The following is a 26,135-nucleotide window of genomic DNA, read 5'->3' as shown; positions in this document are numbered from 1 at the left end:
TGGCGATCGATCTTCCCCGCGCTGTGGGAGCAAAGCTTGCTCGCGATACAGGCGCTGCGATTCTGAATGAGACCGCATCAACTTCATCGCGGGCAAGCCTTGCTCCCACCGTCACTTCTCGCTACCGAGCCTTTACTTGCCTGAGCGCAATGGTCATTCCCGGCGACATTTGCGGTAATTGCCCCATCGCCCACCCCTGCCTAGTCTTTGCTGATCATCCAGCGGAGATCGTCCATGCAAGGCCCATTGGCATCGCTCAAGGTGCTCGACTTCTCGACGCTGTTGCCCGGCCCATTCGCCTCCTTGTTGTTGGCGGACATGGGCGCCGAGGTGTTGCGTATCGAGTCGCCGACCCGTCCGGATCTCTTACGGATAATGCCGCCCCATGATCAGGGCGTCTCCGCCAGTCATGCCTACCTCAACCGCAACAAGCGCAGCCTGGCGCTGGACCTCAAGCAGCCGGCGGCACTGGAAATCATCAAGCGGCTGCTCGGCGAGCACGACATTCTCCTGGAACAGTTTCGCCCCGGTGTGATGGAGCGGCTGGGCCTGGGGTATGAGGCCCTGAAAGCAATCAATCCGCGGCTGATCTACGTGTCGATTACCGGCTACGGCCAGACCGGTCCCTACCGGGAGCGTGCCGGACACGACATCAATTACCTCGCCCTGACGGGGCTTTCCAGCTACACGGGGCGTGCCGACAGCGGCCCGCTGCCGTTGAGCATCCAGGCGGCAGACATTGCCGGTGGTTCGCTGCACGGGGTCATCGGGCTGTTGGCGGCGGTGATCGCGCGGCAACACAGCGGGCAGGGCCAGCACCTGGATGTGAGCATGGCCGATTGTGCCTTCAGCCTGAACGCGCTGGCCGGCGCCGGTTACCTGGCCTGCGATGTGTTGCCGGCCCGGGAAAACCAGATGCTCAACGGCGGCAGCTTCTACGACTATTACCGGACCCGGGATGGCCGCTGGATGTCAGTGGGCAGCCTGGAGCCAGCCTTTATGCAGGCGCTGTGCGAGGCACTTGGACGGTCGGAACTGGCGGTCCATGGGCTCGATCCCGCGCAGCAATATCTGCTCAAACAGGGATTGCAAGCCGAGTTCGAAAAACGCGATTTCGCCGAGCTGTGTGAGTTGTTCGCCGCAGTCGATGCCTGCGTCGAACCGGTGCTGAGCCTGGAGGAGGCCCTTGCGCATCCGCAGTTGCGGGCCAGGGAAGTGGTCACCCAAGTGCCCCGAGGCGATGGTTCGAGCCAGGCGCAGATGGCCTGTCCGTTGAAGTTCTCGGAGGGGCTGCCCGAACCCCGGCACATAGGCGTGGAGCTGGGAGCGCATACGGATCAGGTGTTGGGGGAGTTGGGGTTTAGTGTTGAGAGGATTGCTCGATTGCGCGGTGACAAGGTGATTTTGTAGTGTTTTTTCAGGGCGTCATCGCGAACAGACTCGCCCTCACACTGGATCTATGGCGTTCAGAAATCCCCGGTGGGAGCGAGCCTGCTCGCGATGGGGCCGGCCCAGCCCCCAAAAAAACAAGCTATTCCACCCGCGTCTCCCCACTGAATACCAACGTCCCCCGACAGCTGCGGCACAAGTACCGTCGCCCCTGGCGGACCAGGCTGTGGCGTTGGGCCGAGAACGGAAAGTCGTTGGCGTCGCAGGGGCATTTGTAGATGTAACGAGTCACGCTGCGGCGTTTGACTTCGTAGGTGTGGCAACGGTTGGGCGGCAGTTCGTACACCCCGCGCATGATCAGTTGCCATTCCTCGCCATGGGGCTGGATACGTTCGCCAAATAACTGATGGGCGATCAGGTGGGCGACTTCGTGGGCGACGGTCTGCTTGAGGAAGTCTTCGGCGTTTTCGCGGTACAGCTGCGGGTTGAAGCGCAGCAGGTTTTCATGCAAATGCGCGACACCGGCTTTCTGACCGCGCAACTTGAAGCTGACCACGGGGCGTTTGAAAGGACGTTTGAAAAAGGATTCGGCTTGTTGGTAACACTCTTCGACGCGGGTATTGAGTTGCTCGAGCATGCTTTACGGGTCTCCAGAATCCCGAGTATGCCGCAAGCGCCGGCCGTTGCGAATCGCCTGGGCGCCCAGTGGTCGTTTCGGCCGTTGCACACACAGGAAGGCCGCCTTGCGGCGGCCTGTATTGGCAGATCCTGTTTTTATAGGCGAGTCTTGGTGTCAGTTGGTGTAGACCGGGCCGACGCCCAGCCCCCAGACGATCACCGTGAATGCCATGATGGCGACCAGCACCACCAGGCCGACGGCGAGCACCGAACTGGAAAACAGGAACCCTTCGTCCTGAGGAATGTTCATGAACGTGGGCAAGCCTACATACAGCAGATAGACCGTGTAGCAGATGGCCGCCGTGCCGACGATCATCCCCAGCCACATGTGCGGGTAGAGCGCTGCCAAGCCACCGATGAATAGCGGTGTCGCGGTGTAAGTGGCGAACGCGACGCAACGGGCCAGGCTCGGATTGGCATCATAGGTACGGGCCATCCAGTGAATGAATGCCCCCATCACCGCTACGCCACCCAGCATGGCAAGGTACGACATGATGGTCATCCACAGCGCGCTTTCCTGGGTGAGCATCACCGGTGGGCGATTGCCGATGACCCATCCCACCTGCGTGGTGCCGATAAACGCCGATACGGCGGGGATGGCCGCCAGGATCAGCGTATGGGTGAGGTACATGTGGCTGATGCTTTCCTCCTGATCGCCACGGATTTCTTTCCATTCTTGATCAGGGTGGGTAAAGAGCCCCACGACGTGATGGATCATAGTCAGTCACTCCTTTGTTATTGCCATCGCCCCCCAACGGAGCGCCTACGGGCCAACTGGCCAAGTAAGTTAAGGTCTGTAAGTGTGTGCGACCTTATGTCGCAGTATAGAAAGGACTCGACCCGAGGGGGATGGGGGGCTTAGAGCAAATCGCGCTGTGCAACAGAGCGTTAATCGCCGATGGGTCTGTGCACACTGCGAGGGTCATGCAAAGTGCCTGTGGCGAGTGGACGGTGCCACATTGCGCGTTTTTGCGTAAAATGCCGGCCTTTCGTCACACCTCACGGATTTCGCGTCATGGGCACTCTTACGGTCAACCAGAACAAACTGCAAAAGCGCCTGCGCCGCCAGGCCGGTGAGGCAGTCGCCGATTTCAACATGATCGAAGACGGCGACAAGGTCATGGTCTGCCTGTCCGGTGGCAAGGACAGCTACACCATGCTCGACGTGCTGATGCATCTGCAGAAGGTTGCGCCGATCAAGTTCGACATCGTTGCGGTGAACATGGACCAGAAGCAGCCCGGCTTCCCCGAACACGTACTGCCGGCTTATCTCGAATCATTGGGCGTGGAATACCATATTGTCGAGAAAGACACCTATTCGGTGGTCAAGGAGTTGATCCCGGAAGGCAAGACCACCTGTTCACTGTGCTCCCGCTTGCGTCGCGGTACGCTCTATACCTTCGCGGATGAGATCGGCGCGACCAAGATGGCCCTGGGGCATCATCGCGACGACATCGTCGAGACTTTCTTCCTGAACATGTTCTATAACGGCACGCTCAAAGCCATGCCGCCCAAGCTGCGTGCCGACGATGGGCGCAACGTGGTGATTCGTCCGCTGGCCTACTGCAGCGAGAAAGACATCCAGGCCTATTCGGACTTCAAGCAGTTCCCGATCATTCCCTGCAACCTGTGTGGCTCACAGGAGAACCTGCAGCGCCAGGTGGTCAAGGAAATGCTCCAGGAGTGGGAACGCAAGACCCCGGGCCGGACCGAGAGTATTTTCCGTGGCTTGCAGAACGTGGTTCCGTCGCAACTGGCGGACCGCAACCTGTTTGACTTCGCCAACCTTCGTATCGACGAAAGCGCCACGCCGCGGTTCGTCAACGTGGTGAACCTCTGACGAGGGCACACCCCTGTATTCACGGCGCTCGCGGGCGCCGTTTTCATTTCCGACCCCAGGAGAGGGCATGCGCGATTACAAGTGGCTGCACGAGTATTGTCTGAACCGCTTCGGTTCGGCGGCTGAACTGGAAGCCCACCTGCCGGTTCCCAAGACGCCGGCACAACTGCGCAAGATCGGCGATGACCGCTACCTCTCGACCATGGCGCTACGGGTGTTCCGCGCCGGGCTCAAGCACAGCCTGGTGGACGCCAAGTGGCCGGCGTTCGAAGAGGTGTTCTTCAAGTTCGACCCGGAAAAAGTCGTGTTGATGAGCGCGGAGCATCTGGAGCGGCTGATGCAGGACCCGCGGATCATCCGGCACCTGGGCAAGCTCAAGAGCGTGCCGCGCAACGCGCAGTTGATCTTGGACGTGGCCCACGAAAAGGGCAGCTTCGGTGCGTTGATTGCCGATTGGCCGGTGACCGATATCGTCGGCCTGTGGACCTATCTGAAGAAGAAAGGTCATCAACTGGGTGGCCTCTCGGCGCCGCGCTTTTTACGGATGATGGGCAAGGACACCTTCGTGCCCAGCTATGACGTGGTGGCCGCGCTCAATGCCCAGGACATCATTGACAAAGTCCCCACCAGCCTGCGAGACCTGGCGACCGTGCAGGACGCTTTCAACCGTTGGCATGAAGAGAGTGGTGGAAGGCCGATGTCGCAGATTTCGATGATGCTGGCTTATACCGTGAACCACTAGTACCGCGTCGTCTTCTTCGCGAGCAAGCCCGCTCCCACACCGGATCTGTGAACGCCACATTCCAATGTGGGAGCGGGCTTGCTCGCGAAAGCGGTCTATCAGGCGCAGGAAATCTCACCTTCGCCAGCAAGCCTGCGGTTCAACTGAAACCGCCACCGCACATACAACAGGGCCGAGCAGAACACCGCCACGCTTGCCGCCATTTCCAGCACGCCGAACCATTGGCGGTTCGGGTCATAAGCGGCCAGAGCGCCCTTGATGAAGTACAGGTTCACCACGAAGCACATCCAGGAATGCCCACGGGCACTGCCGATGATCATCCCAGGCGCCAGGATCAACAGCGGCACCAGCTCGATCAACAGGATCACCCAGGGCCTTGCGCCGTGCAGGTCGGCGATCAGCAGGTAATAGACGCACAGCAACCCCACCAGGCCGGAAAAGCACAGCAGGCTCATGACACGGGCGATGCGCACCCGAGGCTCCAGCCAGTGGATGGGCGGCAGCACTTTCGGCTTCTTAGCCACGACCGTTCTCCAACGCTTGTGCGGTTTTCGCCAGGCGCAGACCCAGGGCCCGGCACAGCGTCACTTCGTGTTCGTTCAAGCCGCTTTTACCGTCGGCCCCGGCGTGATGGCTCGGTCCGTACGGCGTGCCGCCGCCCTGGGTGTCGATCAAGGCCGATTCGCTATAGGGCAGGCCGGTGATCAGCATGCCGTGGTGCAGCAGCGGCAGCATCATCGACAACAGGGTGGTTTCCTGGCCTCCGTGCAGGCTTGCGGTGGAGGTGAACACGCCAGCCGGCTTGCCGACCAATGCGCCGGTCAGCCACAGGTTGCTGGTGCCATCGAGGAAATACTTGAGCGGCGCGGCCATGTTGCCGAAGCGGGTCGGGCTGCCCAGGGCCAGGCCGGCGCAGTTCTTCAGATCATCGAGAGTGGCATACAGCGGGCCTTGCTCGGGAATGTCCGCGGACACCGCTTCGCACTCAGTGGAGACGGCTGGCACCGTACGCAGCCTGGCCTCCAGCCCGGCCTGTTCGACGCCGCGGGCAATCTGCCGAGCCATTTCATTGGTGGCGCCACCGCGGCTGTAATACAACACCAGGATGTACGGTGCGCTCACGGCAGGATCTCCAGAATCTTCTCCGGTGGACGTCCGATCACAGCCTTGTCACCCGCTTCGAGAATGGGCCGTTCGATGAGTTTCGGGTGAGCGGCCATGGCGGCGATCAACTGGGCCTCGGTGAGGTTGGCGTCGGCCAGGTTCAAGGCTTTGTATTGTTCTTCGCCGGTGCGCAGCAGTTGTCGGGCGGGGATACCGAGCTTGCCCAGCAGGCGCTCCAATTGCGCGGTGTCGAGCGGGGTGTCCAGGTAATGGACCACGGTGGATGTCAGGCCTCGGGCCTCCAGCAGTTCCAACGCACCACGGGATTTCGAGCAGCGCGGGTTGTGATAAAGCGTCAGGTCGGTCATGAGTGGGTCGCATCTTGCGTAAGGTGGCGGCTATTCTACTGTGCCGCGACGCCCCAGGCACCCCGCACGGGTGCGTTTGCAAGTGATGGGCCGCGCAGGCGTTCACATTCAATACAAGGACAGGCACATGGCAAGGCGATTGACGGCGGCACTGGTATGCATGGGGATTTTGATGCTCACCGGTTGTGGCAATGATTATGGGGTGGATCAGAACGGCCAGGCTGTCGCCTCGCAACGGCTGGACAAGCAGTGGCTGGTGATCAACTACTGGGCCGAGTGGTGCGCGCCTTGTCGCACCGAGATCCCTGAATTCAACGCCTTGGCCGAACAACTCAAAGGACGCAATGTCGGTGTGTTCGGCGTCAACTTCGATCAGGTGCAGGGCCAAGAGCTCAAGAGCGTCAGCGAAAAAATGGGCATTCGTTTTACCGTGCTGGCGCGGGACCCGGCCGAAATATTCGACCTGCCCCGCAGCGAAGGACTGCCGGTGACCTACATCATCGATAACCAGGGCAAGATGCGTGAGCAGTTGTTGGGGGAGCAGACAGCGGCGGGGGTGATGGCCAAGCTAGAGGCGTTGCAGGCGCTCAAATAGCAGGATGGGGGAGCAAGGTTGGGGGAGCAAGGCTTGCTCCCATGGCAACAGTGCTCCCACAGCTTTATTCACGCAGGCTCAGCCTTCCTCCAGCCACCACCGCAACGGTTTACCCTGGGCGGGCCAGAAACGCATCTGCTCGATGGGCGAAACGTCCCAGCGTTCGACCTTTTCCAGCGCCTGCAAAAAGCGTGTTTCCTGTTCCATCACGGCCGGCCCGCAGAGCTTGCGGGTGCTGCCGATCTTGCCGAAGTTCAAGCGGTGGCCTTCCAGGGTATACGGCGCGAACCAATGATTGCAGCCTGCGTTGCCATAGGCCCGGCCGTCTTCGCCCAGCGTAATGGTCAGGTGGCTGTAATCCATCAACGGTCGTTCGCCAATCCATTCCAGAATATAGCTGCGGTTCTGTTGCAACTGCACAGGTTCAGCGGCGCAGCCCATCAGGCTCATGCCGATCAACGCGGACAGGGTCAAGCATTTCATCAAGCGGCATCCTGGCAATCGGGGCAGATGTGTTTTTCACCCACCGTGGCCCAGCCCAGCTCGGCGATGCGCGCATTGGCAGCAGGCTTCTGAGCCTTGCTGCCAAGCTTGGCGTCGACGGCGAACTCAAATTTCAGCTCCCTGGCGCACCGGTCGCAATTGACCTGCCAGGTATGGATCGCCAGTTCGCCGAACACGGGGCCGGTGGTCACGGCGGTCCATTGCCCCATCGGCTTGAGCAGGTGGCGTACGCTGTCGACGGTCAGACGCATGGACAAGTCTTTGCTGCCCTTGAGCGTGACGAGCAGCACGTCGTTGGTCTGGATCGAACCGCCGTTGCCGGTCACCTGGTAGCGGCCCGGCGCCAGGGCGCGGACTTCGGTCAAGGTGTGGTGGGGGTTCATCAAGGTGTAGCGGAAATCGTGTTCGGCCATGGGTCCTCCAGATTGGCGCGATATGCTAGCACGCGCCAAGGTTGGGGAAGGGCCGGATGCCGTCCAGGCGACGAAATCCACTGGGGGAGAGAGTCTGCTCGCGATGTCGGTAGATCCGTGACTTTTGTGTGATCTGAATAATTGCTATCGCGGGCAGGCTCGCTCACAGGGGCTGGATAGCAAGTCAGCTGTCTACCAGGTTCCGCGGCGTGCCGGCCGCCCAGGCAGCGATATTGTCCAGGGTGGTCGTGGCGATGGCAGCCAGGGCTTCGCGGGTCAGAAACGCCTGGTGGGCGGTGATGACCACATTAGGGAAGGTCAGTAGCCGTGCCAGTACGTCGTCCTGCAGGGGCAGGTCGGAGCGATCCTCGAAAAACAGCTGGGCTTCTTCCTCGTAGACGTCCAGCCCCAGGTAGCCCAACTGACCGCTTTTCAGGGCGTCGATCAAGGCCGGAGTGTCCACCAGACCGCCGCGCCCCGTATTGATCAGCATGGCACCGCGCTGCATGGCTGCCAGCGACCGGGCGTTTATCAGATGTCGGCTCTGCTCGTTCAGGGGACAGTGCAGGCTGATGATCTGCGCTCGCGCCACCAGGTCGGCCAGGGGCAGGTAGCGTGCGCCCAAGGCTTCCACCTCAGGGTTGGGATAAGGATCGTAAGCCAGCAACTGACAGCCGAACCCGGTCATGATCCGTGCGAAGGTCGCGCCGATCTGTCCGGTGCCGACGACGCCGACTGTCTTGCCCACCAGATCGAATCCGGTCAGGCCATGAAGGCTGAAGTTGCCGTCTCGGGTGCGGTTGTAGGCGCGGTGCAGGCAGCGATTGAGCGTCAGGATCAAGGCCACCGCATGTTCGGCCACGGCATGGGGCGAGTAGGCGGGCACCCGGACGACGCTCAACCCCAGACGTTTGGCGGCAAGCAGGTCGACATGGTTATAACCGGCCGAGCGCAGAGCGATCAGCCGGGTGCCGCCGTCTGCCAGCCGTTCCAGTACCGGGGCGCTGAGGTCATCGTTGATGAACGCACACACCACTTCATGGCGTTCGGCCAGGACCACGGTGTCCAGGTTCAGGCGCGCCGGCTGGAACTGCAATTCAATGCCCGCCGGTAGCGGGGCGTTGGTGAAGCTGACGCGGTCGTAGGTCTGGCTGCTGAAAAAAATCACCCGCATGGCGGCCTCCTGGTGCTGGAATGGCATCAGCTTAAGCGCAATCGTCCCGATGATTATTGCCCTGGGTCAGGCACTCACGCGTGCCTCGCTGGCCAGACGATCGATGGCATGGTCCAGGTCTTCCAGGGCGGCAGCGGCTTTCGGATCCTGTTGCTTGAGCAGGGTTTCGCTGCGCTGGCAGGCGGCACGCAATTGAGGTACGCCGCAGTAACGTGTCGCGCCATGCAGGCGGTGGACCCGCTCGATCAGGGCGTTGTGGTCGTTGGCTTCGCTGGCCTGGCGAATCGCTTCGCGATCCGCTTCCAGGGAGGCCAGTAACATGGCCAGCATGTCCGCCGCCAGATCGGCTTTGCCGGCGGCAAGACGCAGGCCTTCTTCGTGATCGAGCACCAGCAGTTCACCGCTGCCCGGGGCTTCGTTGCTTCGCTCCGGCGTCTGGTTGCGCAGGGCCAGGCCGGTCCATTTGAGCACCACCTGAGCCAGCTGGCGTTCGCTGATGGGTTTGGTCAGGTAGTCGTCCATGCCGCTTTGCAGCAAGGCACGTTTTTCGTTGGCCATGGCATGGGCGGTGAGGGCGACGATCGGCAGTGGCGTGCAGTGCCGCTCGCTTTCCCATTGGCGGATCGCCTCGGTGCTCTGTCGCCCGTCCATGCCGGGCATCTGGACGTCCATCAGGACCAGGTCGAAGGTTTCCTTTTGCACGGCCTTGACCGCTGCATAGCCACTTTCCACCGCCAGCACCTTGGCACCCATGTCCTCGAGCAGGGTTTGTACCAGCAGCAGGTTGGCCGGGTTGTCGTCCACGCACAGCACTTTGGGCGCACGGCTGGCCACCGGTTCGCTGGGTTCGTTGCGGGGTGGACGTGGATTGATCAGGTCGGACAGCGACCGGCGCAACTTGCGGGTACAGGCCGGCTTGGCCTGCAGTTGGCTGTGGGGGTTGGGTACTGAAAGGTGATACAGCGTCTGTTCGGTGGTAGGGCACAGTACCAGGACCTTGCAGCCCAGGTGTTCAAGATCCCAGACATGCTGGTTGAGGCGCTCAGGGGGCATGTCGTTGCTGGTGATGCCCAGCACCGCCAGATCGATGGCCTGGTCGGTCTGGTGAGCGATGGTCACACCGTTGGTCAGGCTTTCCAGCGTGTTGAACGGTGTGACCTGCAGACCGCAGTCTTCCAACTGGTGCTGCAAGGCCTGGCGGGCCAGTTCATGGTTTTCCAGCAGGGCCACGCGGCGGTTCAGCAACGGCGGGCCGGGCAGGTCTTCCGCGTCATCACGGGTCTTGGGCAAGCGCAGGCTGATCCAGAATTCCGAGCCTTCGCCCGGTGTGCTATCGACGCCGATCTCGCCGCCCATCTGTTCCACCAGGCGCTTGGATATCACCAGGCCCAACCCAGTGCCGCCCGGTTGCCGGGACAGTGAGTTGTCGGCCTGGCTGAACGCCTGGAACAGCGCCCGAACGTCCTGGCTCGACAGGCCGATGCCGGTGTCCTGGATGCTGATACGCAGCTGCACGCTGTCTTCGAGCTCATCTTCGAGCATGGCACGGGCGACGATGGTGCCCTCGCGGGTGAACTTGATGGCGTTGCTCACCAGGTTGGTGAGGATCTGCTTGAGGCGCAGCGGGTCGCCCACCAGCGACAGCGGGGTGTCGCGATAGACCAGGCTCACCAGCTCGAGTTGTTTGGCGTGGGCGGCAGGCGCGAGGATGGTCAGGGTGTCTTGCAACAGGTCCCGCAGGTTGAAGGGAATGCTGTCGAGCACCAGCTTGCCGGCTTCGATCTTCGAGAAGTCGAGGATCTCGTTGATGATGCCCAGCAGGCTGTCGGCGGATTTCTCGATAGTGCCCAGGTAGTCGAGCTGGCGCGGGGTCAGCTCGCTTTTCTGCAGCAGGTGGGTGAAGCCCAGGATGCCGTTGAGCGGCGTACGGATCTCATGGCTCATGTTCGCCAGGAATTCGGACTTGATCCGGCTCGCCTCCAGGGCTTCCTTGCGGGCCAGGTCCAGCTCGATGTTTTGGATCTCGATGGTTTCAAGGTTCTGGCGCACGTCTTCGGTGGCCTGGTCGATGCTGTGTTGCAATTCTTCCTGGGCGTTCTGCAGGGTGCTGGCCATGCGGTTGATGCCCGACGCCAGCTCATCCAGCTCCTGGCTGCCCAAGGGTGGCAGGCGGGTTTCCAGGTGGCCGTCCTTGAGTTGCGTCACGGCTTGCTTGATCTGGCTCAACGGCCGATTGATGGTGCGGCCCATGCGCAGGGCCAGCAGCGCGGTGAGGCCCAGGCCGGCGGCAATCAACAACAGACTGGCGAACAGGCTGCGGTAACCGCGTAGCAACATGCCGCTGTGGGACAGTTCCAGCTCGACCCAGCCCAGCAGGCGGTCGGCTTCTTCGGGTATCAGTTCGCCGGCCAGGTTGCGGTGCTTGCCGAAGACCGGCAGCAGATAGCGCGTGGCGTCGTTGCCGGTGCGTTGCAGCAATTGGGCGCTGTTGCCCTCCGGGGCCCGGTTGAGCATGGTCGGGCCCGCATGGGCCAACGGCGTACGATCGGGCGCGAGGAACGTCACGGCGCGCACGTCCGTCTGCTCCAGGGATTGTGTGGCGATGCGCTCCAGCAGGTCGGTGTCCTGGCGGCTCATGGCCGGTGCGACCAGTGGTGCAAGCTGTTCTGCAATCATTTCGCCGCGTTGCAGCAACTGGGCGTGCAGGTCAGATTGCTGCATCCAGGTGAAATAGCCGCCCAGGACCAGCGCCATCAGGCTGGTCGGCAGCAGGGTCAGCAGCAGTACGCGGCCTTTGATTCCCAGTTTCTTGAGCACACTTGTCTCCTGCATCCAGCGGTCAGATCGAACTTGCACGCATCCGGCATGCAATACCTGCGCAGTGTAGCGATTTGCGGATGGGCAATCTTCGTAAAATTCACGTCGCGGTTGCGGTGCCTTTACCTGCTCAAGCTTTGGAACCGCTACGCAGGCAGGCGCAAGCAAGCTCACTCGTCACCACCTTGGCTCGCTTATTCCCATAAGCCATAACCACCACACTTTGCGTGATATGGCCTGGCAACGTTTGCCGGTATGATAGGCGCCCCCGCAGCCCGGATTGCGAATACGCCATGACATTGCAGTACCCCACCATCGCCGATTGCGTCGGCAACACCCCGCTGGTCCGTTTGCAGCGCCTGCCTGGCGCCACCAGCAACACGCTTTTGCTCAAGCTCGAAGGGAACAACCCGGCGGGTTCGGTCAAGGATCGGCCGGCGCTGTCGATGATCACCCGGGGTGAACTGCGTGGACAGATCCGGCCCGGCGATACCCTGATCGAGGCGACGTCCGGCAACACCGGAATCGCCTTGGCCATGGCGGCGGCCATCAAGGGCTACAAGATGATCCTGATCATGCCCGACAATTCCAGCGCCGAACGCAAGGCAGCGATGACCGCCTACGGTGCCGAATTGATCCTGGTGTCCAAGGACGAGGGCATGGAAGGCGCCCGGGACCTGGCCGAGCGCATGCAGGCCGAAGGGCGTGGCAAGGTGCTGGATCAATTCGCCAACGGCGACAACCCCGAGGCCCACTACACCAGCACCGGCCCCGAGATCTGGCGCCAGACCGGCGGCACCATTACCCATTTCGTCAGTTCGATGGGCACTACCGGTACCATCATGGGAACCTCGCGCTACCTCAAGGAACAGAACCCGGGCGTGCAGATCATCGGTCTGCAGCCGATGGAGGGCTCGGCCATTCCGGGCATTCGTCGCTGGCCCGAGGAATATCTGCCGAAGATCTACCAGGCCGAGCGCGTGGACCGCATTATCGACATGGCCCAGAGTGAGGCCGAGGACGTGACCCGTCGGCTGGCCCGGGAAGAGGGTATTTTCTGCGGCGTGTCTTCGGGCGGTGCCGTGGCGGGCATGCTGCGCTTGTCCAAGGAAGTTGAAAACGCGGTGATCGTCGCGATCATCTGCGACCGGGGTGACCGTTACCTGTCCACCGGCATTTTCGACGCGCCCAACTGATGGCCAGGCATGAAAGAGGCCTGCGCTTCCAGCCCAGCGGCGGAAGCCGGGCCCCCCAGGTGCCCACTGGCAAAAAGCAGCGCTTGAGCATCGAACGTCTGGCCAACGATGGCCGGGGCATTGGCTTTGTCGATGGCCGTACCTGGTTCGTTATCGGCGCCTTGGCCGGCGAGGAAGTCGAGGCACGGGTGCTCGGCGCCCATGGCAAAGTAGTCGAAGCGCGCGCCGAGCGCGTATTTCAGGCCAGTGACCTGCGCCGCCCGGCACCTTGCGCCCATGCCGGCCAATGCGGTGGTTGCAGCGTCCAGCATTTGCCCCACGACGAACAGCTCGCCCTGAAACAGCGCATGCTCGCCGAGCAGTTGTCGCGGGTGGCCGGCGTCGAACCTCAGGAATGGGCCGCGCCGCTGAGCGGGCCGGAGTTCGCTTATCGACGTCGCGCCCGAGTGGCCGTGCGCTGGGATCAGAAAGCGAAGAAGCTCGAGGTGGGTTTCCGTGCCGCCGGCAGTCAGGACATCGTCGCCATTGGCGATTGCCCCGTGCTGGTACAGCCCTTGCAACCGATCATGAGTCGTCTGCCGGATATGCTCAGGCGCCTGAGCAAACCCCAGGCGCTGGGCCATGTGGAATTGTTCGCCGGCTCGTCCCTGGCGGTGTTGCTAAGGCACATGGCACCGCTATCGGAGGCCGACCTGACGATCCTCAAGGATTTCTGCGCGTTCCATGAGGCCCAGTTGTGGCTTCATGGCGAGGGAGAGCCGCAACCGGTGGAGCCCGGCCAGACCCTGGGTTATCGCCTGGATACCTGGGACCTGGAGCTGGCCTATCGACCGGGGGATTTCATCCAGGTGAACGCCGGCATCAACGAGGCGATGATTGCCCAGGCCCTGCAATGGCTTGCTCCTCAACCTGAGGAGCGAGTCCTGGATCTGTTCTGTGGCCTGGGCAACTTCGCCCTGCCGCTCGCCAGGCAGGTGCGTCAAGTAGTCGCCGTCGAAGGTGTGCAGACTATGGTGGACCGGGCGGCGACGAATGCGCTCAGCAACAATTTGCATAACACTGCCTTTTTTCAGGCCGATTTATCCCAGCCCCTGGCGGGGGCCGAATGGATCGGCGAGGGCTTTTCTGCGGTACTCTTGGACCCACCCCGTGACGGTGCTTTCGAGGTGGTGCGCAAACTGGCATCCCTGGGTGCCGGGCGGTTGGTATATGTATCGTGCAACCCGGCAACTTTGGCCCGGGACACGGTCGAATTGATCAAGCAGGGCTACCGGTTAAAACGTGCCGGGATTCTCGATATGTTTCCTCAGACGGCGCATGTCGAGGCCATGGCGTTATTTGAAGCGAGCCAGGATGGCTTGTCCGACTGACCCGTTCGTGCCAACCCGCTACAGTCCTGGGCGGAAGCACGGACAACGAAGGTCAGCGATGTTGACGCATTGAATCTGCGTCATAGGGAAGGTAAGTAAAGATGGTACAGGTGAGAGCACACCAGCCGATCAACACTGACGGCAGTATCAATCTCGAGGCTTGGCTCGATCACGCGGTCAGCATCGACATGGCGTTGGATCGCGAAGCCTTGAAGGAAGCTTGCGAGTTCGCTCGCGAGGCGGAACAGCAACACAATGCGGCGAAGAACCTCTGGTCCGAAGGCACCTCGAGTTTTCATACGGGCCTGGAGATTGCCGAGATCCTCGCCGACCTCAAGCTCGACCAGGATTCCCTCGTGGCCGCGGTGCTCTACCGCGGTGTGCGTGAGGGGCAGATCCCGCTCCCGGTGGTCAGTCAGCGCTTCGGTGCCGTCGTCGCCAAACTGATCGACGGCGTGCTGCGCATGGCCGCCATCAGCGCCAGTCTGAGCCCGCGCCACTCCATGGTCCTGGGCACTCAGGGCCAGGTGGAAAACCTGCGCAAGATGCTCGTGGCCATGGTCGACGACGTGCGCGTCGCGTTGATCAAGCTGGCCGAGCGGACCTGTGCGATCCGTGCGGTGAAGTCCGCTGATGACGAAAAACGCAATCGCGTCGCCCGGGAGGTATTCGACATCTATGCGCCCCTGGCCCACCGTCTCGGTATCGGTCACATCAAGTGGGAGCTGGAGGACTTGTCCTTCCGTTACCTGGAACCCGACCAGTACAAGCAGATCGCCAAGCTGTTGCATGAGCGACGCCTGGATCGTGAGCGTTTCATCACCGACGTGATGACCCAGTTGCGTGAAGAATTGCAGGCCACCGGCGTGGAAGCCGATATCAGCGGCCGGGCCAAGCACATCTATTCGATCTGGCGCAAAATGCAGCGCAAGGGCCTGGAGTTCAGCCAGATCTACGACGTGCGGGCCGTTCGCGTACTGGTCCCGGAAATGCGCGACTGCTATACCGCCCTGGGGATCGTCCATACCCTGTGGCGACACATTCCCAAGGAGTTCGACGATTACATCGCCAACCCCAAGGAAAACGGCTACCGCTCGCTGCACACTGCGGTGATCGGCCCCGAGGGCAAGGTGTTGGAAGTGCAGATCCGCACCCACGCCATGCATGAGGAAGCCGAGCTGGGTGTCTGCGCGCACTGGAAATACAAAGGCACCGACGTCAAGTCCGGCTCCAACCACTACGAAGAAAAAATCTCCTGGCTGCGCCAGGTCCTCGAATGGCATGAGGAACTGGGTGATATCGGCGGCCTGGCGGAACAGCTGCGGGTGGATATCGAGCCGGACCGGGTCTATATCTTCACCCCCGACGGGCATGCCATCGACTTGCCCAAGGGCGCGACACCGCTGGACTTCGCCTATCGGGTCCATACCGAGATCGGCCATAACTGCCGTGGCGCCAAGATCAACGGGCGGATCGTGCCGCTCAACTACAGCTTGCAGACCGGTGAACAGGTCGAGATCATCACCAGCAAGCACGGCACGCCGAGCCGCGACTGGCTGAACCCGAACCTGGGCTATATCACCACGTCACGGGCGCGGGCGAAAATTGTCCATTGGTTCAAGCTGCAGGCGCGTGACCAGAACGTCGCCGCCGGCAAGACCCTGCTGGAGCGCGAGCTGAGTCGTCTGGGCCTGCCGCAGGTGGATTTCGACAAGTTGGCCGAAAAGGCCAACATGAAAACCGCCGAAGACATGTTCGCCGCCCTCGGTGCTGGCGATCTGCGTCTGGCGCAACTGGTCAACCTGGCCCAGCAACTGGTGGAGCCGGAGCGCGGCAACGAGCAACTGGAGCTGATTCCGCGCAAGGCCGCCGGCTACAAGCCGGGCAAACGCGGCGATATCCAGATCCAGGGTGTCGGCAACCTCATGACCCAGATGGCCGGTTGCTGCCAGCCATTGCCGGGGGATGCCATCGTCGGTTACATCACCCAGGGCCGTGGCGTGAGCATTCACCGTCAGGACTGTGCCTCGGTGCTGCAACTGGCCGGTCGTGAGCCGGAACGGATCATCCAGGTCAGTTGGGGGCCGGTGCCGGTGCTCACCTATCCGGTGGACATTATCATCCGTGCCTATGACCGCTCCGGATTGCTGCGTGACGTGTCCCAGGTGCTGCTCAACGAGCGAATCAACGTGCTGGCGGTCAATACCCGCTCGAACAAGGAAGACAACACTGCGTTGATGTCCTTGACCATCGAGATTCCGGGGTTGGATGCGTTGGGGCGGTTGCTGGGACGGATTTCCCAGTTGCCCAACATCATCGAGACCCGGCGTAACCGGACGCCGGGGTAAGCGCAGTCCGAAAATGTGGGAGTGAGCTTGTGGGAGCAAAGCTTGCTCCCACAAGGTTTTTGTGTGATGGGATGATTTATGTACAGCCTCCAAGACCTGCTCCACCTGATGAGCCGCCTGCGCGATCCGCATTACGGCTGCCCGTGGGACATCAAGCAAACCTACGCAACCATCGTCCCCCATACCCTGGAAGAAGCCTATGAAGTAGCCGATGCCATCGAGCGCGGCGACTTCGATCACTTGCAGGGTGAGTTGGGCGATTTGTTGTTCCAGGTGGTGTATTACAGCCAACTGGCCCGGGAGGAAAACCGCTTCGAATTCGCCGGTGTAGTCGACAGCATCACCCGCAAGCTTATCCGTCGTCATCCCCATGTGTTTCCCACCGGGGACCTTTACGCTCCCCTGGACATGCCGCGCCTGAGCGAAGAACAGGTCAAGCATCGCTGGGAAGAAATCAAGGCCGAGGAACGGGCCGAGAAGGCTTCGGCCCCCGAGCAGTTGTCATTGCTCGATGATGTGCCAGCGGCCCTGCCGGCGCTGTCCCGTTCGGCGAAATTGCAAAAGCGTGCGGGCCAGGTCGGTTTTGACTGGCGGGTCCGTTGCCGGTCTTCGATAAGGTTCGTGAGGAGCTGGACGAAGTGCTCGAAGCCATGTCGGAAAACGATCAGGCTGCGGTGGCCGGGGAAATCGGTGATCTGCTGTTTTCGGTCGTCAATCTGGCCCGGCACCTCAAGGTCGACCCGGAAACCGCCCTGCGCGGCGCCAATGGGAAGTTCGAGCGACGCTTCCGATTTATCGAACAGGCATTGCGCGACACCCACCGTCCCATGGAAGATTGCACCCTCGAAGAGTTGGACGCCTTGTGGGGCGAAGCCAAACGTCAGGAAAAGAATTTGCCCAGCTGCGGCTGAGGCCGTTGCCTAAGTGAGTAAGCATCATGAGCCTTTCCCTTCGCGACCAGTTGCTCAAAGCAGGGCTGGTCAACCAAAAGCAGGTCAAGCAGGTCGGCAAAGAGAAGCAGAAACAACAGCGTCTGGCCCATAAAGGCCAGATCGAACTGGACGACTCCCAGCAACGCGCCGCCCAGGAAGCCATGGCCGAGAAGCTCAAGCGCGACCAGGAGCTCAACCGCCAGCAGCAGGAAAAGGCCGAGCAGAAGGCGCGTGCAGCCCAGATCAAGCAGCTGATCGAGGTTTCGCGCCTGCCGAAACTGACCACCGACGATTACTACAACTTCGTCGATGACAAGAAGGTCAAGCGCATTTCGGTCAATACCCTGATGCGCAACAAGCTGAGCAGCGGTTCGCTGGCGATTGTCCACCATGCCGGTGGTTACGAAGTGATCCCGCGCGAGGCCGCGCTGAAGATCCAGGAGCGCGATCCCAAGCGCATCGTCCAGCTCAACACCCAGACCGAAGAAGTGGATGCCGACGATCCGTATGCGGCGTATCAGATTCCTGATGATCTGATGTGGTAAACAGGACGGTAAGGTAAACGCGAAACCTGTGGGAGCGGGCTTGCTCGCGAAGACGGTGTGTCAGTCGACTGAATGTTGGCTGGTCATCCGCCTTCGCGAGCAAGCCCGCTCCCACAAGTGTTTCCATCTTCAGGATTCTGCCGCTTCACCCGAGCGCTGTCTTTCCTGCCTCTCCAGCTCGGCCTTATAGCGGTTCGCATCCGTCTCGGAATGGAACATACCCACCAACAGGTCCTGCTGAATCACATCCCAGATCCGGATCCCGGCGGCAATGGCTTCGTGGGACATGTGGGCATCGTCGCGTTCATTTACTTTCACAGTCATCTTGCAAACTCCAATCTTTGTCATCTGCAGCAAGGCGTGTGCAGGGCTTTGTTATAGGTTTGCGTAGCCTGCTAAGTAAATGCTTCGGTCGGTTAAGAAGTTTTCATGGAAAGCGCAGCGGTGCTACAGGCCCGACGGTGCGCGGCATTCGGTCGCAGGAATGGCTCATGAAAAAGGTTTCATGTTGCACGGTATTCCTTAAAACACGCAGACCTCTTGTGGGAGCGGGCTTGCTCGCGAATGCGGTGCGTCAGGCAGTCAGGTAGTGATTGACACACCGCCTTCGCGAGCAAGCCCGCTCCCACAGGGGCAGGTGTTGTGCATGAAATGACGGGCAAAAAGAAGCCCCGCATTGGCGGGGCTTCCTGGTGTTACGTGTTGATCAGCTGCCTTTCACGGTCTTGCCGTTGACCGTACCGTCCTGGAGCATGATGTTGTACTCCTTGCCGTCGGTTTCGACCTGCTGCAGGCGTACCAGCAGGTAGTCCCAATCCTTGGCGAACCAGAGCACGGTGATGCGTTTGCTTTGGGTCGGATCGCGTACACGCTCGACTTTGATCGCGTCGATCTGGCCTGCCTTGGTTTCGACCTTCTCGGCGCCCAATACACGGAAATCGTAGGTGTCGACTTCGCCATCATCGACCACCTGGTAACTCATGCTCTTCTTGCCAGCGGCCACATCGTGCTGGAGGGCCAACTGGTAAGTGGATTTATCCACCATGCCACGGTTCAGCGGCAGCTTCACCGCGTCGCCGCGATCGGTGCCGGTGACCATCTTCGTGCTCCAGTCGAAGTCCAGGTCGGCCTTCTTGGCCTTGCCCAGGCCGCTGCGCTCGAAGTGGTAGGACTGTGGCAGCAGGGTGTCCTTGTCCAGGGTCAAGGTGCTTTCTTCCGTCAGGCCGGCAATCATCATCGATGCCTTGAAGCTCAGCTTCCAGGTGCCGTTGGCCTCCTTGGTCAGGCTTCGTTCGGCGGTGCCGCTCATGGGCAACTGCTTCCAGTCGGCGGTGTAGCTGGCGGAGAAGGGTTGAAGCTCCGCAGCCTGTGCCAGAGGCAGGGCAAGCAGGGCGCAGGCGAAGAGCAGGGCGCGACGCATAAAATCTCCTAGTATCGAATCAAATGGCCGCTGGCGGCGAGTAACTGGCCGTCCAGCGAGGCACCACGATCGTCGAGGGTCAGCCTTCCTTCGGCAAACCAACGCACGGCCATCGGGTAGATCTGGTGTTCCCGGGCGTGGACCCGTTGTGCCAGGCTTTGCGGCGTGTCGTGCAACTCTACCGGTATTACTGCCTGTACGACCAGTGGTCCGCCATCGAGTTCCTCGGTGACGAAGTGCACCGAGCAGCCATGCTCCGTGTCTCCGGCCTCCAGTACGCGCTGGTGAGTGTGTAACCCTTTGTATTTGGGCAGCAGCGAAGGGTGGATATTGAACAGGCGCCCCTGGTAGTGACGCACGAAGCCGGCACTGAGGATGCGCATGAAGCCGGCAAGGACTACCAGGTGGGGGCTGAAGGCGTCGATCTGTTCGATCAGCGCGGCGTCGAAGGCTTCGCGCCCCTCGTATGCCTTGTGATCCAGAACGCGGGTGTCGATACCCGCATCCCTGGCACGTTGCAGGCCGTAGGCATCGGCGCGGTTGGAGATCACCGCGCGGATACGGACCGGGCTGTCTCCGGTCCGCGTGCTGTCGATCAGGGCCTGCAAGTTACTGCCGGTGCCGGACAACAGCACCACGACGTCACAGGTTGCAGACATCCGTTCTTGCATCAGTGAGCCTTAAGGTTTTTCAGCTCGACCTGGGCAGCGCCTTCGGCCGCAGCAGCGATCTGGCCGATGACCCAAGGTTGTTCGCCGGCTTCACGCAACACGTTCAAGGCGGTCTCGACGTGCTCCTGGGCCACGCAGATGACCATGCCCACGCCGCAGTTCAGTACGCGGTGCATTTCGGTTTCATTGACGTTGCCCTTCTCCTGCAGCCAGTCGAATACCGCCGGACGGGTCCAGCTCGCCACGTCGACTACCGCCTGGGCGCCTTTTGGCAGCACGCGTGGAATGTTGTCCAGCAGGCCGCCGCCGGTGATGTGAGCCATGGCCTTGACGGCGCCCGTTTCCTTGATCAGCTTGAGCAGCGGCTTGACGTAGATGCGGGTCGGGGCCATCAGCAGGTCGGTCAACGGCTTGCCGTCGAGCTGGGTGTTTTCGATGTCGGCGCCGGACACTTCGATGATCTTGCGGATCAGCGAGTAGCCGTTGGAGTGAGGACCGGAGGAGGGCAGTGCCAGCAGGGCATCGCCAGTGGCGACTTTCGAACCGTCGATGATCTCGGCTTTTTCCACGACGCCGACACAGAAACCGGCCAGGTCGTAGTCTTCGCCTTCGTACATGCCTGGCATCTCGGCGGTTTCACCACCGACCAGGGAGCAGCCGGACAGCTCGCAGCCGGCGCCGATGCCGGTCACGACCTGGGCGGCAGTGTCGACGTTCAGTTTGCCGGTGGCGTAGTAATCGAGGAAGAACAGTGGCTCGGCGCCGCAGACGACCAGGTCGTTCACGCACATGGCCACCAGGTCGATACCGATGCTGTCGTGCTTGTTCAGGTTCAGGGCCAGGCGCAGCTTGGTGCCCACGCCGTCGGTGCCCGAGACCAGCACGGGTTGTTTGTAGCCGGCCGGGATCTCGCAGAGGGCGCCGAAACCGCCCAGGCCGCCCATGACTTCAGGGCGCGCAGTGCGCTTGGCGACGCTCTTGATGCGTTCGACCAATGCTTCACCGGCGTCGATGTCTACACCGGCGTCCTTGTAGCTCAGGGAGGGTTGCTTGCTCATGATCCAGGCCTTTAAAGGGGGGATTTCTGGGTAACGACCGGTCGCCGGGCCGTGAACAACCGTTGTGCGGATGATTCCGGGTGCCCAGCCGTTGCCGGTCTGCGAAGGCGCGCGATTTTATCAGGCTTGTCGGGCAGCGGCCATCCTCGCGCCGACGGGCAGGGCCATATCCATGGAAAAAACCGAGATTTCTTCTATTGGTGCTGCGCGGCGCGGCTGTATAAGGTGTAGTCGTAACCGGCTATTGTGACGACCGTGCAAAACTTCCATCGGTGCGTGAGTGTTTTGCCGCAAGCGGTGGTCACATCCATGCTCGTTTTCTTCACTCGGCCTGTTCCAGCCATCCATGCTCGGGAATCTTCCATGCGTCTGTTCAAATTCTTGTCTGTGGGCTGCCTGTCGTTGATCAGCCTGGCGAGCCATGCCGAAACCCTCAATGGCCTTTATCAAGTGTATGAGCCTGTCAGCAGCCAGTCGCCCGACGAGCGTAATCAGGCGACGCTACGCGCCCTGGACACGCTGGTGCTGCGCCTGACCGGCGACGCCAAGGCCGTGCAGAATCCTGGCTTGGAGGCGATCCGCAAGGATCCGCAGCAGATCATTCTTCAATATGGCTATGACGCCGGCCCTCCCGAGAGCCTCAAGGTGGATTTCGATCCGGCGAGTACCGATCGCGCCTTGCGTTCGGCGGGGCTGTCGCTGTGGGGCGCGAATCGTCCTTCGATCCTTGGCTGGTGGCTGAACGATTCGACGGAAGGGTCAAGCCTGGTGGGTGATGGCCAGGCCAGCGCCACGCCGCTGCGCCGCGCCGCCCAGCATCGCGGCTTGCCGTTGCAGCTGCCGTTGGCGGACTTGAGCGAGCAGATCGTCGCCACTGCACCGAATCTGGAAGGCACTGATCCGGCACCGTTGCGCGATGTGTCGGAGCGTTATGGCGCCGATGCCTTGCTGGCGGTCCATGCCAAGGAGGAGGGCGGCCAATGGCGCGGGACATGGCGGCTGTGGCTGGGAGATCAGCGCGAACAGGGCAGCGTCCAGGGCGCCGATGCAGCTGCGTTGGCCGACGCGGTGATGCTGGCGGTGAGTCAGCGTCTGGCTCCGCGTTTCGTCGCCAAGCCAGGAGTGGCCACTGAACAGTTGCTGGAAGTACAGGGCATGAATTTCGAGCGTTATGCTGCGCTCGGGCGTTTGCTCGAGCCGTTCGGCGGGCAGTTGCAGCGTGTGGAAGGGGACCGGATCGTCTATCGGGTCAACGGCAGCGCAGAGCAACTGAAGGCGCAGCTGGCCCTGGCGAAACTCCAGGAAATTCCGGCTGGAGAGGCTGTCGCGCCGGTACCCGCGCCGCAACCGGCCGCGGACGGTTCGGTTCCAGTCGCAGCGCCGGCCCCCGCGCCGACGGCCAACCTGCGGTTTCGCTGGTAAATTTCTTTCTTCTATATAGCCAGGAGTGGTTCATGGGCGATACGCGGCGTTGGTTCTGGTTGGGTGGGGTCGCCCTGCTGTTCGCGTTTATCTATTTGTTGCATCCGATCCTGACGCCGTTCCTGGTCGCGCTGCTGTTGGCTTACCTGTTCGATCCAGTGGTGGATCGCCTGGAAAAACTCGGCTTGTCTCGAACCTGGGGTGTGGTGGCGGTGTTTGCCTTGTTCACCCTGATCATTGGCGCACTGTTGCTGGTATTGATCCCCATGCTGGCCAAGCAACTGCTGCGCCTGTACGAGCTGGCGCCGCAGATGCTCGACTGGCTGCAGCACACGGCGGTGCCATGGGTGCAGTCCAAGCTGGGCCTGGCCGACGGCTTCTGGAAATTCGACAGGGTCAAGGCTGCCATCAGCGAGCACATGGGCCAGACCACCGACATCGTCGGCGTGGTGCTGAGCCAGGCCACCGCTTCCAGCCTGGCGCTGATCGGCTGGCTGGCGAATCTTGTGTTGATCCCCGTGGTGAGCTTTTATCTGCTGCGTGACTGGGACCTGATGATGGCCAAGATCCGCATTCTGCTGCCGCGTCATCGTGAGGAGCGGATCATGACCCTCACTGGCGAGTGTCACGAGGTACTGGGTGCGTTCGTGCGCGGGCAGTTGCTGGTGATGGTGGCGCTGGGTTTCATCTACGCGGCGGGGCTGATGTTGGTGGGGCTGGAGTTGGGCCTGTTGATCGGCATGATCGCGGGGCTGGCGGCCATCGTGCCGTATATGGGGTTCGTGATCGGTATTGGCGCGGCGTTGATTGCCGGGTTGTTCCAGTTCGGCGGGGATCTCTATCCCATGATCGGCATCGTGGCGGTATTCATGGTCGGCCAGGCCCTCGAGGGTATGGTGTTGACTCCGTTGCTGGTGGGGGATCGCATTGGCCTGCATCCCGTGGCGGTGATCTTCGCGATTTTGGCGGGTGGCGAGTTGTTCGGTTTTACCGGGATTTTGCTGGCGCTGCCGGTGGCGGCCGTCATCATGGTGCTGGTGCGCCATGCGCGTGACCTGTACAAGGATTCGGACCTCTACAGTGGTGTCGAAGAGCCCGATCTGTAGGGCAGGATGAGCGACGAGAGCGGTCGCCCCGGTGTCAGCGAAACCGTCACCGCGCCTCGTTGCCGTTGCAAACCTTTGATTTTGCTCGCAGACCGGCGCATTGTGCGGCCCGCTTCACGAGTATAAACTTTGCGAACTTTACACAGAGGCCACTAACGGTTCCCAGGAACTGTCCAGCCAGCATGAAACCGATTCAGCTGCCCCTAGGTGTGCGTCTGCGTGATGACGCCACCTTCGTCAACTACTACCCAGGCGCCAATGCCGCTGCACTCGGCTATGTCGAGCGACTATGCGAAGCCGACGCCGGCTGGACCGAGAGTCTGATTTACCTCTGGGGCAAGGATGGGGTAGGGCGTACGCATCTGTTGCAGGCGGCTTGCCTGAGGTTCGAGCAGTTGGGTGAGCCAGCGGTGTACTTGCCATTGGCCGAGTTGCTGGATCGTGGTGTCGAGATCCTCGACAACCTGGAGCAATACGAGCTGGTCTGCCTGGACGATCTCCAGGCAGTGGCCGGCAAGGCCGACTGGGAAGAAGCGCTGTTCCATCTGTTCAATCGGTTGCGCGATAGCGGTCGGCGCTTGCTGATTGCCGCATCGACGTCGCCACGGGAGCTACCCGTGAAGCTGGCGGACCTCAAGTCCCGTCTCACCCTGGCGTTGATCTTCCAGATGCGGCCGCTTTCCGACGAAGACAAACTCCGCGCCTTGCAACTACGTGCCTCCCGGCGCGGACTGCACCTGACCGATGAGGTCGGACACTTTATCCTCACTCGTGGCACTCGCAGCATGAGTGCATTGTTCGAATTGCTCGAACGTCTCGACCAGGCCTCTCTTCAGGCCCAGCGCAAGCTGACCATTCCATTTTTGAAAGAAACCCTGGGCTGGTAGAACCTGTCCGACTAGTGGCTCTTGGCCTGCTTTGCGCAGGGCGAAATCCGCGGCGCTGCTGGGTTGCAGGCCACGCGTCATTCAAAATGGGCTTAAGCGCTTAGATGTGGCGGCAAAACCTGGAAGTCACATTTTTATCGATTGAATTTGCAAATGATTTCGATAGAGGGCATAGTCTCGCCATCTTTACAACTACAGCCACGGTCGTGCCCATGCTAAATCGCTTCGCACCCCTCGTGCCTCTCGCACTCGTTACCCTGTTGTTCGGTTGCGCTGCCCACTCTCCAGTGACCCAGCAAGTGCAGCAACCCCAGGTCAAGAATTCCGTTACCGCCCAGTCTTCCTCCGTTGCGTTCCAGGAAGAAGTGGCTTCCGACAAAGAGCTGGCGGCCTTCGCCAGCAACAAGCCTTATCAGCTTCCCGTGCTGGCCGACAGCATCCTGGAGCGCGGCATGTCTCTGATCGGTACGCGCTACCGTTTTGGCGGCACCTCCGAGGCTGGCTTCGATTGCAGCGGTTTCATCGGTTATCTGTTCCGCGAGGAAGCCGGCATGAACCTGCCGCGCTCCACGCGTGAAATGATCAACGTCGACGCCCCACTGGTAGCCCGCAATCAACTGGAGCCGGGTGACCTGCTGTTCTTCAGCACCAACGGGCGTCGTGGACGTGTCAGCCATGCTGGCATTTACCTGGGCGACAACCAGTTCATCCATTCCAGCAGTCGTCGCAGCGGTGGCGTGCGTATCGACAGCCTCGGCGACAGCTACTGGAGCAAGACCTTCATCGAAGCCAAGCGCGCCCTTGCCATGGCTCCGACGGTGGTCACTGCTCGCAAGTAAGCGCACAGTTTATAAGGCAAACTTAAAGTCTTACTTGAAGTTTGCCTCATAGCCGCTAGAATCCTTGATCATTGATTGATGGCAATCCGCCTGCGTACTACGCGGGCGGACTTGTTTTCATGCCTTCGGTGGAAAACGCCGAATCCCGATCAGGATTGTTTCGCCTATGTCGACGCCGGCCCGCTTCGCTCTCCTGCTCCTCGTCACGCTGCTGGGCGCGTGTTCAAGTCGTGCTCCAGCCCCCGCACCCGTACGGGCCCCGGTCGTATTTGCTCCTTCGCAGCCCATATCCCCGGCCGCCGAAGATGTGCTCTTCAGAGCGCTGGGCCTGGTGGGTACACCTTATCGCTGGGGCGGCAACACGCCCGACTCGGGATTCGATTGCAGTGGCTTGATCGGTTACGTCTACCGCGACGCAGCCGGTATTTCCCTGCCGCGCTCGACCCGTGAAATGATCGGCATGCGAGCCCCGGACGTCGGCAAGGACGCATTGCAGAGCGGGGACCTGATTTTCTTCGCCACCAACGGCGGCTCCCAGGTGAGCCACGCCGGCATTTATGTCGGAGAAGGCCGTTTCGTCCATGCGCCGGCTACCGGTGGTACGGTCAAACTCGACAGTTTGTCCAAGGCCTATTGGCAAAAAGCCTACCTCAGTGCCAAGCGCGTTCTGCAGCCGGAACACCTGGCGCGTAATCCCTGATGCATGGGTTGTGGCGA

At 61.3% G+C, this 26,135-nt stretch carries 26 protein-coding genes and 1 pseudogene; 14 read left to right on the top strand and 13 right to left on the bottom strand.

The annotated features are described in order from the left end of the window. The first annotated feature begins 234 nt into the window (after positions 1–234). On the top strand, positions 235–1,410 hold the full coding sequence (locus tag LCU97_RS10040) for a CaiB/BaiF CoA transferase family protein (RefSeq protein WP_232776285.1): 1,176 nt from the start codon (positions 235–237) through the stop codon (positions 1,408–1,410). Between the two features lie 121 nt (positions 1,411–1,531). Here the strand turns inward: LCU97_RS10040 and LCU97_RS10035 are convergent, their stop codons facing one another. Together LCU97_RS10035 and LCU97_RS10030 are read right to left on the bottom strand one after the other, a co-directional pair. After that, positions 1,532–2,026 carry a SprT family zinc-dependent metalloprotease gene (locus tag LCU97_RS10035; protein ID WP_053147304.1) on the bottom strand — a complete coding sequence of 165 codons (495 nt, stop codon included), beginning with the start codon at positions 2,024–2,026 and terminating at the stop codon, positions 1,532–1,534. Positions 2,027–2,182: 156 nt separating this feature from the next. Beyond that, positions 2,183–2,785, bottom strand: coding sequence for a Yip1 family protein (locus LCU97_RS10030; protein WP_039591896.1), 603 nt, complete (start codon positions 2,783–2,785; stop codon positions 2,183–2,185). A 297-nt stretch (positions 2,786–3,082) separates the two neighbouring features. Here LCU97_RS10030 and ttcA point away from each other — a divergent pair, with 297 nt between their 5' ends. Beyond that, the gene (gene ttcA / locus LCU97_RS10025; protein ID WP_232776284.1) at positions 3,083–3,907 is read left to right on the top strand and encodes a tRNA 2-thiocytidine(32) synthetase TtcA; all 825 of its coding nucleotides are present in this window, start codon (positions 3,083–3,085) and stop codon (positions 3,905–3,907) included. Positions 3,908–3,974: 67 nt separating this feature from the next. Further along, on the top strand, positions 3,975–4,649 hold the full coding sequence (locus LCU97_RS10020; protein ID WP_053147308.1) for a DNA-3-methyladenine glycosylase I: 675 nt from the start codon (positions 3,975–3,977) through the stop codon (positions 4,647–4,649). Between the two features lie 98 nt (positions 4,650–4,747). On the opposite strand, the gene LCU97_RS10015 is transcribed toward LCU97_RS10020, so the two are convergent. The 3 genes from LCU97_RS10015 to arsC are packed head-to-tail and all read right to left on the bottom strand — an operon-like array spanning position 4,748 to position 6,121. Beyond that, on the bottom strand, positions 4,748–5,173 hold the full coding sequence (locus LCU97_RS10015) for a DUF2069 domain-containing protein (RefSeq protein ID WP_232776283.1): 426 nt from the start codon (positions 5,171–5,173) through the stop codon (positions 4,748–4,750). Continuing rightward, entirely contained in the window at positions 5,166–5,771 is a 606-nt protein-coding gene (gene wrbA, locus LCU97_RS10010) for an NAD(P)H:quinone oxidoreductase (RefSeq protein WP_053147312.1), read from the bottom strand. Before wrbA ends, LCU97_RS10015 begins: the two co-directional genes overlap by 8 nt. Continuing rightward, positions 5,768–6,121: an arsenate reductase (glutaredoxin) gene (gene arsC / locus LCU97_RS10005; protein WP_232776282.1), complete on the bottom strand. Its 354-nt coding sequence runs from the start codon at positions 6,119–6,121 to the stop codon at positions 5,768–5,770. The genes wrbA and arsC overlap by 4 nt, the downstream gene beginning before the upstream one ends. 127 nt (positions 6,122–6,248) lie before the next feature. Between arsC and LCU97_RS10000 the strand changes: the two genes are divergently transcribed. Beyond that, complete coding sequence (locus LCU97_RS10000; RefSeq protein WP_232776281.1) at positions 6,249–6,716, top strand: TlpA disulfide reductase family protein; 468 nt, start codon at positions 6,249–6,251, stop codon at positions 6,714–6,716. Positions 6,717–6,794: 78 nt separating this feature from the next. On the opposite strand, the gene LCU97_RS09995 is transcribed toward LCU97_RS10000, so the two are convergent. From LCU97_RS09995 to LCU97_RS09980, 4 genes are all read right to left on the bottom strand, one after another. Then, positions 6,795–7,199 (bottom strand): META domain-containing protein, encoded by a 405-nt coding sequence (locus tag LCU97_RS09995; protein WP_232776280.1) that lies wholly within the window; start codon positions 7,197–7,199, stop codon positions 6,795–6,797. Next, on the bottom strand, positions 7,199–7,633 hold the full coding sequence (locus LCU97_RS09990; protein ID WP_053147320.1) for a hypothetical protein: 435 nt from the start codon (positions 7,631–7,633) through the stop codon (positions 7,199–7,201). Before LCU97_RS09990 ends, LCU97_RS09995 begins: the two co-directional genes overlap by 1 nt. Before the next feature lie 184 nt (positions 7,634–7,817). Continuing rightward, a complete protein-coding gene (locus LCU97_RS09985; RefSeq protein WP_232776278.1) occupies positions 7,818–8,807 on the bottom strand; it encodes a 2-hydroxyacid dehydrogenase in 990 nt (329 codons plus the stop codon). A 66-nt stretch (positions 8,808–8,873) separates the two neighbouring features. Continuing rightward, a complete protein-coding gene (locus tag LCU97_RS09980) occupies positions 8,874–11,624 on the bottom strand; it encodes a response regulator (protein WP_053147324.1) in 2,751 nt (916 codons plus the stop codon). Positions 11,625–11,917: 293 nt separating this feature from the next. On the opposite strand from LCU97_RS09980, the gene cysM reads away from it, so the two are divergent. The 5 genes and pseudogenes from cysM (at position 11,918) to LCU97_RS09955 (ending at position 18,015) form a co-directional block, all read left to right on the top strand. Then, positions 11,918–12,820 carry a cysteine synthase CysM gene (gene cysM, locus LCU97_RS09975; protein ID WP_053147326.1) on the top strand — a complete coding sequence of 301 codons (903 nt, stop codon included), beginning with the start codon at positions 11,918–11,920 and terminating at the stop codon, positions 12,818–12,820. After that, on the top strand, positions 12,820–14,190 hold the full coding sequence (gene rlmD, locus LCU97_RS09970; RefSeq protein WP_232776276.1) for a 23S rRNA (uracil(1939)-C(5))-methyltransferase RlmD: 1,371 nt from the start codon (positions 12,820–12,822) through the stop codon (positions 14,188–14,190). Before cysM ends, rlmD begins: the two co-directional genes overlap by 1 nt. Positions 14,191–14,291: 101 nt before the next feature. Next, complete coding sequence (relA, locus tag LCU97_RS09965; protein ID WP_053147330.1) at positions 14,292–16,538, top strand: GTP diphosphokinase; 2,247 nt, start codon at positions 14,292–14,294, stop codon at positions 16,536–16,538. A gap of 78 nt (positions 16,539–16,616) precedes the next feature. Then, positions 16,617–17,449: pseudogene (gene mazG, locus LCU97_RS09960) on the top strand (nucleoside triphosphate pyrophosphohydrolase). Positions 17,450–17,475: 26 nt separating this feature from the next. Continuing rightward, positions 17,476–18,015 carry a DUF2058 domain-containing protein gene (locus LCU97_RS09955; RefSeq protein WP_053147334.1) on the top strand — a complete coding sequence of 180 codons (540 nt, stop codon included), beginning with the start codon at positions 17,476–17,478 and terminating at the stop codon, positions 18,013–18,015. Positions 18,016–18,144: 129 nt separating this feature from the next. On the opposite strand, the gene LCU97_RS09950 is transcribed toward LCU97_RS09955, so the two are convergent. From LCU97_RS09950 to purM, 4 genes are all read right to left on the bottom strand, one after another. After that, entirely contained in the window at positions 18,145–18,339 is a 195-nt protein-coding gene (locus tag LCU97_RS09950; protein ID WP_232776275.1) for a hypothetical protein, read from the bottom strand. Between the two features lie 382 nt (positions 18,340–18,721). Beyond that, a complete protein-coding gene (locus LCU97_RS09945; RefSeq protein ID WP_053147339.1) occupies positions 18,722–19,435 on the bottom strand; it encodes a DUF3108 domain-containing protein in 714 nt (237 codons plus the stop codon). Between the two features lie 8 nt (positions 19,436–19,443). Next, a complete protein-coding gene (gene purN / locus LCU97_RS09940) occupies positions 19,444–20,094 on the bottom strand; it encodes a phosphoribosylglycinamide formyltransferase (RefSeq protein WP_053147453.1) in 651 nt (216 codons plus the stop codon). A gap of 11 nt (positions 20,095–20,105) precedes the next feature. Continuing rightward, positions 20,106–21,164 (bottom strand): phosphoribosylformylglycinamidine cyclo-ligase, encoded by a 1,059-nt coding sequence (purM, locus tag LCU97_RS09935; RefSeq protein ID WP_053147341.1) that lies wholly within the window; start codon positions 21,162–21,164, stop codon positions 20,106–20,108. Positions 21,165–21,527: 363 nt separating this feature from the next. Between purM and LCU97_RS09930 the strand changes: the two genes are divergently transcribed. The 5 genes from LCU97_RS09930 to LCU97_RS09910 all read left to right on the top strand — a co-directional run bounded on the left by LCU97_RS09930 (position 21,528) and on the right by LCU97_RS09910 (position 26,118). Beyond that, entirely contained in the window at positions 21,528–22,586 is a 1,059-nt protein-coding gene (locus LCU97_RS09930; RefSeq protein WP_053147343.1) for a DUF2066 domain-containing protein, read from the top strand. Positions 22,587–22,618: 32 nt separating this feature from the next. After that, positions 22,619–23,692 carry an AI-2E family transporter gene (locus LCU97_RS09925; RefSeq protein ID WP_053147346.1) on the top strand — a complete coding sequence of 358 codons (1,074 nt, stop codon included), beginning with the start codon at positions 22,619–22,621 and terminating at the stop codon, positions 23,690–23,692. 182 nt (positions 23,693–23,874) lie between these two features. Beyond that, complete coding sequence (hda, locus tag LCU97_RS09920; RefSeq protein WP_053147348.1) at positions 23,875–24,579, top strand: DnaA regulatory inactivator Hda; 705 nt, start codon at positions 23,875–23,877, stop codon at positions 24,577–24,579. Between the two features lie 212 nt (positions 24,580–24,791). Continuing rightward, positions 24,792–25,418 (top strand): C40 family peptidase, encoded by a 627-nt coding sequence (locus tag LCU97_RS09915; protein ID WP_053147350.1) that lies wholly within the window; start codon positions 24,792–24,794, stop codon positions 25,416–25,418. Positions 25,419–25,584: 166 nt separating this feature from the next. Continuing rightward, a complete protein-coding gene (locus LCU97_RS09910; protein ID WP_053147352.1) occupies positions 25,585–26,118 on the top strand; it encodes a C40 family peptidase in 534 nt (177 codons plus the stop codon). Positions 26,119–26,135 lie beyond the last annotated feature (17 nt).

Source organism: Pseudomonas uvaldensis, assembly GCF_021271205.1.
Taxonomy (GTDB): Bacteria; Pseudomonadota; Gammaproteobacteria; order Pseudomonadales; family Pseudomonadaceae; genus Aquipseudomonas; species Aquipseudomonas uvaldensis.
The sequence above is the reverse complement of the archived record's forward strand: the minus strand, read 5'-3'. Positions and strand labels throughout refer to the sequence as shown.